This is a genomic window from Actinoplanes sp. NPDC048791 (assembly GCF_040650095.1).
Classification (GTDB): domain Bacteria; phylum Actinomycetota; class Actinomycetes; order Mycobacteriales; family Micromonosporaceae; genus Actinoplanes.
Genome location: NZ_JBEZGQ010000187.1, coordinates 1 through 11,273, shown reverse-complemented (window position 1 = coordinate 11,273; position 11,273 = coordinate 1). Strand labels below are relative to the sequence as shown.

Genomic DNA, 11,273 nt, shown 5'->3' with positions numbered 1-11,273 from the left:
GCGGCGAGCCTGGTCGTCACCCCCGAACTGATCTTCCTCGACGAGCCCACGACCGGGCTCGACCCGCGCAGCAGAAACCAGGTGTGGGAAATCGTCAGGGGCATGGTTGCCGAGGGCGCCACCGTGTTGCTGACCACGCAGTACCTCGACGAGGCCGACCAGCTGGCCGACCGGATAGCGGTGATCGACCACGGGAAGGTGGTCGCCGAGGGCTCGAGCGGCGAGCTCAAGGCATCGGTCGGCGCCGGCTCGCTGCACGTACGGCTACGTGCGCCCGAGCAGCGGGCCGAGGCCGAGCGGGTCCTCGCCGGCGTCCTCGAGGTGCAGGTCGAGCCGTCCGCCGACCCGGCCGCGCTGTCCGCGCGGATCTCCGACCCCGAGCGGGTCGCCCGTTCCCTGGCCGAGCTGTCCCGCAGCGGCATCGACGTCACCGAGTTCGCGCTCGGTCAGCCGAGCCTGGACGAGGTGTTCCTCGCCCTGACCGGACACGCCGCCGAGGAGACACCCGAGGAGGATGCCGCATGAATGCCATGTCCGCGGAGCAGGCGTCGGCGCCGGTCACCGAGGACGCGCTGCGCAGTGTGCTGGCCGGCGAGCGGCCGTCTAGCCCCGGTCCGGTGCACACCTCGTTGACATTCGGCTGGCGGGCGCTGCTGAAGATCAAGCACGTGCCCGAGCAACTCGTCGACGTGACCCTGTTCCCGATCATGTTCACGTTGATGTTCACCTACCTGTTCGGTGGCGCGCTCGCCGGGTCGACGCAGGAATACCTGCAGTTCCTATTGCCGGGCATCCTGGTGCAGGCGAACGTCATGATCACCATGAACACTGGTATTACGCTGAACACCGACATTCAGAAAGGCGTTTTCGACAGGTTCAGGTCGCTCCCGGTGTGGCGACCGTCCCCGCTGGTCGGCGCCCTGCTCGGCGATCTGGTGCGCTACTCGATCGGGTCGGCGATCGTCATCATGCTCGGCCTGGTCCTAGGGTTCCGGCCGGAGGGTGGCGCCGTCGGCGTGGTGCTGTCGGTCGCGCTGCTGCTGGTGTTCTCGTTCTGCCTGTCGTGGCTGTGGACGATGCTCAGCCTGATCCTGCGCACGCCGAACTCGGTGGCGGGGGTCAGCATGATGGTGATGTTCCCACTGACGTTCGTGAGCAACATCTTCGTGGACCCGAAGACGATGCCCGGGTGGATGCAGGCGGTCATCGAGGTCAACCCGATCACCCACCTGGCGACCGTGATACGCGGCCTGATGCACGGCTCGGTGCCCGCCGGGGAAATCGGCTGGGTGCTCGTCTCGTCCGTACTTCTAGTCGCGGTCTTCGGTCCCATCACCATGGTCCTCTACCGCAACAAGAAGTAGATGCCGCTACCGCGAGCACTTGGTCGAAATCAACTCCGACAACCCGGCCTACTCGGCCAACGCCATCACCGGCACCAGGCCCGGACACGACAAGGAGAGCCGAATGAGCACCATCCCTAAGAACAACTCGGAAACCGTTGCGCACACGCCCGGGCGGGCGAGCAGCATCGGGGTCTGGATTCTGCAAGTCGTGCTGGCGGCGATAATCGCCGGCGGCGGAATCTCGAAGCTCGCCGGCGACCCGGTCATGGTGGACATGTTCGCCGACATCGGGGCTGGCCAGTGGCTCCGGTACCTGGTCGGAGCGCTGGAGGTCGCGGGAGGGGTTGGACTTCTGATCCCGGCTCTGGCGGGCCTGGCCAGTCTCGGGTTGGCGGCATTGCTGACCGGTGCTGGCATCACCGATCAGTTCGTGCTCGAGCAGAGCCCTTGGCTGCCGCTCGCCTTTCTCGTCGTGGCGGCCGTGATCGCAAGGGCGCGGTGGTCGCGCACCGAGGCCGTCGTCGGCACGCTGCTCAGGCGCTGAGACAAACCTCTCGAACGGAGATGTGAGATGAACGAGATGGCCTTTCGCGTGACATCAAACGATGGCACCACCATCGCCTACGACCGGAAGGGAAGCGGCCCGGCCGTCATTCTGGTGGGCGGGGGACTCGACGACGGGGTGGAGAACGCTCCCTTGGCGCCGGCTCTCGCCGAGCACTTCACGGTCTACAACTATGCCCGTCGGGGACGCGGCGCGAGCGGCTTCACCGAGCCCTACGCCGTGGAAAGGGAGATCGAGGACCTGGATGCGTTGATCGCGGAGGCGGGCGGCTCGGCACACCTGTTCGGGGCGTCCTCTGGTGGCGCGCTGGCGCTGGAAGCCGCCGCGGCCGGGTCAGCCATCGACACGATCGCCGTGTGGGAGGTGCCCTACGTGGTCGGGGACGACATACGCCCGCGATTCGAGGAGTACATCGCGGACACCCGACGCGCCTTCGACGCCGGGCGAGACGAGGAGGTTCTCGAACTGTTCATGCGCGTGACCGGCGCCTCCGACGACAACATCGCGGCCAGGAAAGCGGCAGGCAAGCAGACGGCGCATTGGACGGATTCGGTCGCCCTCGCGCCCACGCTGGTCCACGACAGCGTCTTCCTCAACCGCTACCAATTGCCGGCCGATCGACTGGCAACGGTCACCCAACCGGTCCTGGTCACCACCGGAGGACCGATCACGGTCCCCTACATGGCAGGCCTGCCCTCGGACTTCTTCGACCGCGCAGCCGACGAGCTCGCAGACCTACTACCCCACGCTCAACGGGAGACCCTCGAGGGGCCGGATCACGTCGTCGACCCACAGACCGTCGGCCCGCTGTTGCTACGGTTCTTCAGCAGCGAACACTGAGGGGCCCGCGAGGTGCTGCGGGAAGACCGATCAGCGTCACGACATGAAGATCAGTTTCGTTCGCTCGTCGTGGCCAGGCCGTGGGATGTTGATGACCAGTTGTGGGCGTTGATCGAGCCGGTGCTGCCGCCGTGGCCGGAAAAGGCGCCGGGGCCGAAGCCGATTCCGGACCGGTCCTGCCTGCAGGGCATCCTGTTCGTGCTGCACACCGGGATCGGCTGGGAAGATCTACCGCAGGAGCTCGGTTTCGGCTCCGGGATGACCTGTTGGCGCAGGCTGGAGCGCTGGACTGAGGCGGGAGTCTTCGACCAGGTGCACCAGATACTGCTCGCTAAGTTGAACGCGGCGAACCGGATCGACTGGACACGTGCGGCGATGGACGGCAGTCACATCGACGCAAAAAAGGGGGCGCCGGCACCGGCCCGTCGCCGGTCAACCGCGGTAAACCCGGCTCCAAGCACCACTTGATCTGCGACGGCAACGGCACCCCGATCTACGTACTGACCAGCGACGCGAACGTCGCCGACATCAGCCGCGCGCTGGACCTGCTCGACTGCTACCCGCCGATAGCCGGCCGCCCTGGCCGGCCCCGGCGCCGCTTCGACGTCTTGCTGGCAGACAAGGGATACCGCAGCGAAGCCCTCCGCCAGGCCTGCCGCGAACGCGGCACCGAACCGATCATCGCCAAGCCGAAGACACCCAACATCAAGGGCCTGGGCAAGCTGCGCTACGTCGTCGAGCAGACCTTCGCCCTGCTGCACCAGTTCCGCCGGATCGCCGCTCGCTGGGAACGCCGGCTCGACATCCACGACAGTCTTGTCAGCCTCGCCTGCGCCCTGATCTGCTGGCGTCGCTTGATCAAATGGACCGCGTAGAGATCACGTTAGGAGCTCTTAGGCTATGAGTAGTTCTAGGTCGACGATCTGCCCTAATGGGGTATTGGTTTGTGTCGATCCTCGGACACGTTACCCCCCACCGCGATCATTCACGTTTCGGCCGATGATCGAGTTGGGGGTTTTGATTGCCGGTCGGGCCTGCGGGATGCTGATCCCGGGGAGTGGCAGCTGCCCGTTGTCGGCAACCTCCAACGGCTCGACGTCCTCCTGCTGGGCGAGACCGGTGTCCCAGGTTGATGCTTACCGGTGTGCAGATGATCGCCACGCCTCGACCGCGCAGCTGACCCGCCAAACCGGATACAGGGACCGTGTCCCGGGTGGTGCTGAGGTGATGCGCGAGTTGCACACCGACCTCGATGAGAATCTGATCCTCCCGCACGTCGAGCGTCTTCATCCGGTATGGCTGAGCGTCGACCTTCGCTACCGACGGTCATGCTTTGCCGATGTTCGGCTCAGGGCCGGTGCCAGGCGCGCAGCTTGCCCGGATCGACCGCGATCCACAGCGCGGTGATCTCGGCTCCGGTGGTGTCGATGGCGATCACCGCGATGGCGCGGCCGAGGCGGCGTACGGCCAGCCCGGGCCCGCCGTTGACAGCTTCGGCACTCACTGTGACCTGCGGTCGTTCGACCAGTAGCAGCCGCGCGAGCCGGGCCACGTCGATCGCGCCGTGCACGACTCCCACACCGTCGCAGACCGCGACGACCGTGACAGCCAGGGCGGCGCGGATCGCGACGGTGTCTCCTGACCGGCAGGCCGTGGCGAACCGACACACGACATTGTCAGCCCGGTGGCGCATGCGCGGTCAGGAACGGTGTCCGCACGCACGGAAGCGCCGGTGTGCCGGTGTGCCGGTGGCGCCGCCAACTCCTTGCATCGATCGCATTCCGGTCATCGCTTTCGTCGCAGTCGCGAGTGATGACCGGACAGCATCTCAATTTGTGACGCCTGAGGGGTCAGGCTGCCTCAGCCACCGCGGCGACCTTGGCCGGGTTGACCATCCACAGCAGGTTGTCGATGCCATCGCTGGTGGCAGTGACCGTCAGGACACCGAACAGGTTGCCGTCACGGCGCAGCACGGCCGAGGTCTGCCCATTCGCACTGACCCACTGCACCTGCATGCCGTCCCAGAACCAGGAGGAGATGGCCGTGATGTATCGCGCCACCCGCTGGGCGCCGACCACCGGCCGGCGCGAGACCCGGGTGGCCCCGTTGCCGTCGGACAGACTGGTCACGTCTTCGGTGAACAGCCGTTCCAGGGCGGTCATGTCTCCGGTACGGGCGGCGGCGATGAACGAGGCGAGCAGTTCCCGCTGAGCGTCGGCGGCGGCCGGCTTGCGGCGCTCGCCGGTCACATGCTTACGGCCGCGGCTGACCAGTTGGCGCACCGCGGGCTCAGTCGACTGCAGGATGTCGGCGATCTTCGCGTACGGGTAGTCGAAGGCCTCCCGTAGCACGTAGGCGGCGCGTTCATCGGGGGTGAGCCGTTCCATCAGCAGCAGTGCCGCGAATTCGAGCGCTTCGCCGCGCTCAGCGCCCAGGTACGGGTCGGCGCTGGTGTCGACCGGTTCGGGCAGCCATGGGCCGATGTAGGTCTCGCGGCGGGCCCGGGCCGATTGCAGGGCGTTGATGGCCAGCCGGGTGGTGATCGTCGCGAGGAACGCGGCCGGGTTGACCACTGTGCTGCGGTCGTAGGCCTGCCACCGCAGCCAGACTTCCTGGACCAGGTCCTCGGCCTCGGCGGCGCTGCTCAGCATGCGGTAGGCGATCCCGAACAGTCGCGGCCGGACGCTGGTGAAGGCGGCCGCGGCCTGCTCGAGATCGGCCGCGGGATCGGGCATCTCTTGTCCGCTCACCCGCTCATCCTCGGCCCTGGCACCCCTGATGACCAACGATGTCCGTCACACAGTGAGCTGCGCCGACTTCGCTGCGGTGCCGCTACGCGGTGAGCGCAGAAACCGCGCCCATGGCTGTCACGAATTGCGGTGTCCGCCGGTCTACGAGGTAACCGGGACAGGGACTGCCTGTCCCATGGGCTCGAAAGGGGAATCCCGTGACGATCCTGACGAAGACGCATGTGCTTGCCGTTGCGCGCCGTGCCTTTGGCGCCGACTACGCCGAGTCGGTGGCGGGACGTCTGCCCGAACGGCTCGACCTCGACGACGCCGCGGACACCGACCTGCTGTTCCGGCTCGGCCTGACCGCGGACCGTCTGGTCAGTGCCCTGGGCGGAGAACTGTGAGGTGTCACGGATCGGGTCACTGCCCGGTCATCTGCGCAAGGCGAATCCGCTGATGACAGAGCGAGAACGGAGAGTGGCCATGGTTGACATCGCCAAGCTGTCCACCGTGCTGGACGACCCGGAGGTGCAGCAATTGCTCTACGGCCTGACGCATGTCGGCCCGAGGATGTCGCTGGCGCCGCCCGGCCCGGCGCGCCTGCACGCGATGGTGCTCCACCTCGCTGATACGACCCGCCCGGAGCAGTACCGCAGCTGGTTGTCCGACAGTGCGCCGAACATGCCGATGACCGTCGAACAGGTCCGGTTGACGATCGGCGATACCGCGATCGCCGATCTCGCCCAGTTCACCAGTGGTAGCCCGGCTACCGTCGCCTGGCAGCTCGCCAGTGTGCTGCCGGAGGTCGTGGACGCGGTCAGTCCTGGAGGACAGGTCGTCGACTCGGCACGGCTCGCCCGCGAGATCGCGGACGCCATCGCGTTCGATGACCGGTTGGCCGGAGCCTTCGGTCGTTGAGGCGTCGCTGTGACCGGTCAATTTGGCGCGGTCTGGGCCCTGACCTCCTCGGCGGTGCCCGGGGCGAGAGCGGCGCCCAGTTGGGTACGGCTGGTCACCCTCATCCGTGGGTAGATGGCACTCAAGTGGGTGGCGACAGCGCGGTGGGAGATGAACAGGCGGCGGCTGATCTCCTCGTCGCTTCGGCCTTGTGCGGCCAGCACCGCGATCTGCAGCTGCTGCCCTGACAGGTGATCACTCATGGTCGGGTGCCGATCGGTACTGGACTCGCCCGTCGCGCGCAGCTCGCGGCGTGCCGCCTCAGCCCAGGGCCGGGCACCGAGGCGGTCGAACTCGTCACGCGCGGCACGCAGCAGCCCGCGGGCGTCGTCATGGCGGTGCTGCCCGCGTAGCCGGCGGCCCTGGTGCAGACGGAGGCGGGCATGCATCAGCCGGCATCCGGACGGCATCGAGGCCAGCGCGGACTCGTACAGCCGGTCGGCGTCCTTGTCGCAGGCCAGGACAGCGCTGGTGTAGGCGTACGCCGTCGTCATCATCTCCGACGGCAGTTGGCGAACCAGGTCGGGCAGATCCGTGAGCAGCTCGCGTGCCTGCCCGGTCATGTCCGCGGCCACGGCGGCGTCGGCCAGATCCGGTGCGACCAGCCAGCGGCTGACCGAGTGGTAGTGCGGATCGGCCGGGTCGAAGACCTTCGACAGGATCGCACAGGCCTCCTCGGCCCGGCCGTCGAACAGGGCGAGCAGGCCGTTGACCTGTTGTGCCATCACGGTGGCGAAGGGCATGCCCGCGAACAAGCTGCTGCCCCGCAGTTCCTCGATCACCCGGGTAGCTGTCCCGGTTTCTCCGCGCAGGACTGCCACGAGTCCTGCGGTTGCGGTCAGTCCCAGCAGGGCGATGCTCTCGCCGGTCTCCTTGGCCAGCAGGTACCCCTCCTCGGACTCCGCCCGGGCCTGGTCGAGCTGACCCAGGTAGACGCGCGGCCAGGAGCCGGCCAGGGCGCGGGATAGCAGTCCCAGACGCCCCTGCGACCGCCAGGCCGCGGCCGCCGCGGCGAGGTGCTCGACGCTGCCGGTGAAGTCACCGAGGACCATCGCAGCGGTGCCCAGAAAGTGCAGGATCCTGCCGTCGTCCGGGACCGGGGTGGCTCGGGCCAGCCGCGCCAGCACGTCGGTTCCGAAGCGGTACGGTTCGGTGTAGGCCCGCACGGCCAGCGCATGAGGACTGTCCAGGTCGGCGCCCCAGCGGTCCAGCTCGGCCGCCGTCCGGGCCCGGGTCTGCGGATCCCCGTCCTGGAAGAAGCATCGGGCGGCAGCACGCCACAGCAGGTTTTCGGCGAGTTCGCGGGCGCCGTCCTCGACCGCTTCGGTCGCGGCGAGAACCATGTCCTGGATCCGCCGTCGTGGCTCGTCGGGTTCGAAGGCGGCGTTGTCCGACACGAGCAGCAGACGGGCTCGTTCGGTCGGGCCCAGCACGCTCAGGTCCGCGCGGTTCAGCAGCACCCGGGCGTGCCGGCGGTCGTTGAGGTCGCTGGCCAACTCCGCCGCCCGGACCAGGAGACGGGTGCGGCGGCGCGTGTCACTCACCAGGCCGGCTGCCTGGCTCAGAGCCGGGACAGCAGTGGCGACCCTGCCCCGCTGCTGCGCGTCGTCGGCGAAGGACTCGAGCCGGCCGGCCAGGCTCTCGTCGGGGCCGAGGGTCGCCGCGACCAGGTGGGACAGCTGACGTTCCGGCGCATCCCCCAGCGCCGATGCCAGAACGCGGTGCACGGCGATCCGCTCGGCGACCGTCGCCTGTTCATAGATGGCCGAGCGCATCAGCGGGTGGCGAAACTCGGTCCTGTGCTCCCGCACTGTGACGAATCCGGCGTCCACCGCCTCGTGGAGGACGTCCACGTCCACGGCCGAGCCGGTGAGGGCGCTCGAGACCTCCAGCAGCCGGCCCAATGGCGCGGTCGGTTCCGCGGCCAGGACAAGCAGGAACGTGCGGCACGCTGGGCTCGCCGTTTCGGTACGGGCGGCGAACGCGATCTCCAGCCGCCGGGTCAGCGGCAGTTCCTGCAGGTTGTCATCCTCGCCCCGTACGGCTTTGGGTAGTTCCACCAGAGCCAGCGGGTTGCCGGCGGCGCGTTCCAGGATGAGCGAGCGCGTCGACGGCGCGAGGTCCGGCGCGCCGGTGTCGAGCAGACTGCCGGCGGCTGCGCGGCCGAGGGGTTTCAGGTGCAGTTCCGGAAGATCCGCGGCTGCGTGCTGCTCGACGGCGCCGGGGCGGGCTGCGCCGACGACCAGAATGGCATGGTCTCGGGTGCGCCTGGCGACGAAGCTCAGTACCTCCCGGCTGGGTGTGTCGAACCATTGCACGTCGTCGCAGAGCAAGAGGACCGGCTGCCGTTCGGCGGCCTCCGCCAGCAGTTCCAGCACCGCGAAGGCGACGCGGTGCGCGTCCGGCTGGTCGTCGGCCGCGCCGAACGCGCCCCGCAGGGCCAGCCGGTGTGCGCCCGGCAGGTCCTCGACGTGGCGCGACACGGGTTGCAACAACAGGTGCAACGCGGCGAAGGGGAACCACCGCTCGGTCTCCACCCCGGCCGTCGACAAGACAGCGAAGCCGTGTTCGGCGGCTTCGGCGGTGACGGCCTGCAGCAGCGCCGATTTACCCACGCCGGGAGTGCCGCGGATCAGCAGCGCGGAGCCGCTGCCGGCGGCCGCCGCAGTGAGCAGCCGGCGCGTGGTGTGCAGTTCCGCCTCGCGGCCGATCAACCCCGGTGCCGGGGCCGGTGCGGTGACGCGCTGGGCATCATCGGGTTTCGGCCGGCTCGTCGTCACGCTGCGCTGGTGCAGAAGGCTGTCGTGGGCGCCGAGCAGTTCGGCTCCGGGGCTGACACCGAGCTCGTCTCGCAGACGCCGGCGAACGTTCTGGAAAACGTCGAAGGCCTCAGCCTGGCGACCGTCGGCCGCGAGGGCCAGCAGGAGCCGGGCCTGCAAAGCCTCGTCCAGCGGTTCCTGGCCGGACGCGCGGCGCAGGGCCGGGAGGATGAGCCGTACCTGTCCGTTCCGCAGGGCGGCATCGGCGGCGTCCTGAACCGCGTGGGAGTACTCGGCATCGATGGCGAGAAAAGCCGGATGGGCGCGCGGAGTCGGCTCCAGGCCGGCGGCGCACCGGCCCTGCCACAGGGACAACGCGTCGGTGTACTGGCTCACCGCATGCATCATGTCGTTCGACCGGGCCGCTTGGGCGACCAGCGCACGGAAGCGCAGGAGATCGAACGACGCCGCGGTGACCTGAAGCCGGTACCCGGCTGCTTGCCGGATGAGGTACTGGCCGGGGGCGCGGACCGGCAGGCCGGGTTCGATGAGGCGGCGGAGCGCGCCGATGTAGCGGTGCACCACGTTGATCGCACTCGCGGGAGGTTCCTGGTCCCAGATGGCGTCGACCAGCTCGGTCACACTGACCACCGATCCGGCCCGGGCCAGCAGCAGGGCCAGCATGAGCCGCTGCTGACGGCCGCCGATGTCGAGGTCCGTGGCGTCCCTGCGGACCCGCACGGGTCCGAGGATCTGGAACTGCACGGCGGTCATGGGAATCCCTTCTCCCGGCTTCACGAGCCAAGACATCCCGCCGCGCCCGGTTGTGACAGCTCATCAGTGTGACCCAGGACACAGCTAGGGCCGTGCACTGCTGTCGGCACTCGTTTGGAACTTTCCCTGACCTGCGCCCACCTAGCGTCCTGGCCATCGACCTGAACGACCTGGAGGCATCGATGTCCGAAGCCACACTCGACCTGTCCTGTCCTGCCATCGCGGTAGCCACGACACAGCCCTACGGCCGGCACTCCGCCAGGCGCCCGGTCACGGGGCGGCGAACGCCGGGCCCGCCCGGCAACCCGCACCCGGACGCCGAGCATCTCTCAGAATTCCTCGGCGTCCGTGATCGGATGCTGCGCATAGCGCAGCGGGTCATCGGCCGTGAGAGCGGCGCCGACGACGTCGTCCAGGACGCGTGGCTGCGGTGGGACCGGACAGACCGCAGCACGGTCCGCAGCGTGCCGGCGTTCCTCTGCCGCACCACGACCCTGCTGGCCATCAACGTGACCCAGACGGCGCATGAGCGCCACCGCGGCTCAGCGGCGTCGTGGGCCTGGGAACCACCCGATCCAGGAGACGACCCGGCGACGGTTGTGGAACGCGCAGAGGAGATCCGGGCTGCGATGCTGCTGCTCGTCGAGCGGCTCACCGTTCGCGAGCGGTGCGCGTACGTGCTCCGGGAAGCGTTCGCCTATCCCTATCGTGAGATCGGCTCCCTTCTCGGGACGACCGAGGTCAACGCCCGTCAACTGGTCCGGCGGGCCCGCGTGCGAACGAGGACAGACAGCGGCCGCCGCGCGACGCCCGCAGAGCAGCTCGAGCTGCTGGGCGCGTTCAAGGAAGTCGCACGGACCGGGAACCCCGCCGCCCTGGCCGATCTCGCGCGCGACCCGGCGAGCACGTCGGAAGCTCTGGAGGAGGCGCTACCGGCCTGACGTACGTCTGGACCGCGCCGAAGTGCCGAGGCTTGAGGCTTTCGCGCCCCTCCTGTGCGATCGGCGTGGTTCGTGACTTGAGGACCTGGCAGCCGACCGCGACGTGACAGCAGAAACGGTTGCCTGTCACCGCTGGGCCGTCACTTGCACCCACACTGGTTCGGAACTGCTTCGGCACTGCGCCCTCCTAGCGTCATGGACAACAAGCGGTTTCAAGACCGCGCCGACGCCGTCGGTGTCCACCGATACAAGGAGAAGAAATGTTCCGATCAACAGCATTCCGGATCGCCGGCGCTGCCGCCTCCGCGCTGCTCGCCGCCACGGCGATCGCGGCCGTCGGGCCGGACCCGGCCGCAGCG

At 68.6% G+C, this 11,273-nt stretch carries 11 protein-coding genes; 8 read left to right on the top strand and 3 right to left on the bottom strand.

Annotated features, from left to right (window positions below):
- The 5 genes from AB0C29_RS16360 to AB0C29_RS16340 form a co-directional block, all read left to right on the top strand.
- The coding region (locus tag AB0C29_RS16360; protein WP_360820918.1) for a DUF4162 domain-containing protein at positions 1-525 on the top strand (525 nt) is incomplete at its 5' end.
- On the top strand, positions 522-1,364 hold the full coding sequence (locus tag AB0C29_RS16355; RefSeq protein WP_360820917.1) for an ABC transporter permease: 843 nt from the start codon (positions 522-524) through the stop codon (positions 1,362-1,364). The genes AB0C29_RS16360 and AB0C29_RS16355, both read left to right, overlap by 4 nt.
- Positions 1,365-1,383: 19 nt before the next feature.
- Positions 1,384-1,890 carry a DoxX family protein gene (locus AB0C29_RS16350; RefSeq protein WP_360820915.1) on the top strand — a complete coding sequence of 169 codons (507 nt, stop codon included), beginning with the start codon at positions 1,384-1,386 and terminating at the stop codon, positions 1,888-1,890.
- Between the two features lie 27 nt (positions 1,891-1,917).
- On the top strand, positions 1,918-2,751 hold the full coding sequence (locus AB0C29_RS16345; protein WP_360820913.1) for an alpha/beta fold hydrolase: 834 nt from the start codon (positions 1,918-1,920) through the stop codon (positions 2,749-2,751).
- Between the two features lie 69 nt (positions 2,752-2,820).
- Positions 2,821-3,626, top strand: a protein-coding gene (locus AB0C29_RS16340; protein WP_360820920.1) for an IS5 family transposase whose coding sequence is annotated in 2 segments (ribosomal slippage) — positions 2,821-3,145 and positions 3,145-3,626 — 807 coding nt in all. Because the reading frame shifts where the segments join, the coding sequence is not laid out codon by codon here.
- A gap of 473 nt (positions 3,627-4,099) precedes the next feature.
- Here the strand turns inward: AB0C29_RS16340 and AB0C29_RS16335 are convergent.
- Positions 4,100-4,420: a siderophore-interacting protein gene (locus AB0C29_RS16335; protein ID WP_360820911.1), complete on the bottom strand. Its 321-nt coding sequence runs from the start codon at positions 4,418-4,420 to the stop codon at positions 4,100-4,102.
- 181 nt (positions 4,421-4,601) lie between these two features.
- Positions 4,602-5,501 (bottom strand): RNA polymerase sigma-70 factor, encoded by a 900-nt coding sequence (locus AB0C29_RS16330; protein WP_360820909.1) that lies wholly within the window; start codon positions 5,499-5,501, stop codon positions 4,602-4,604.
- Positions 5,502-5,698: 197 nt separating this feature from the next.
- Between AB0C29_RS16330 and AB0C29_RS16325 the strand changes: the two genes are divergently transcribed.
- Together AB0C29_RS16325 and AB0C29_RS16320 are read left to right on the top strand one after the other, a co-directional pair.
- Entirely contained in the window at positions 5,699-5,887 is a 189-nt protein-coding gene (locus tag AB0C29_RS16325) for a hypothetical protein (RefSeq protein ID WP_360820907.1), read from the top strand.
- Position 5,888: 1 nt separating this feature from the next.
- Complete coding sequence (locus AB0C29_RS16320; RefSeq protein ID WP_360820905.1) at positions 5,889-6,401, top strand: YidB family protein; 513 nt, start codon at positions 5,889-5,891, stop codon at positions 6,399-6,401.
- A 17-nt stretch (positions 6,402-6,418) separates the two neighbouring features.
- On the opposite strand, the gene AB0C29_RS16315 is transcribed toward AB0C29_RS16320, so the two are convergent.
- Positions 6,419-9,973 (bottom strand): BTAD domain-containing putative transcriptional regulator, encoded by a 3,555-nt coding sequence (locus AB0C29_RS16315; RefSeq protein ID WP_360820903.1) that lies wholly within the window; start codon positions 9,971-9,973, stop codon positions 6,419-6,421.
- A gap of 182 nt (positions 9,974-10,155) precedes the next feature.
- Between AB0C29_RS16315 and AB0C29_RS16310 the strand changes: the two genes are divergently transcribed.
- Positions 10,156-10,914 (top strand): sigma factor-like helix-turn-helix DNA-binding protein, encoded by a 759-nt coding sequence (locus tag AB0C29_RS16310; RefSeq protein WP_360820901.1) that lies wholly within the window; start codon positions 10,156-10,158, stop codon positions 10,912-10,914.
- The last annotated feature ends 359 nt before the right edge of the window (positions 10,915-11,273 follow it).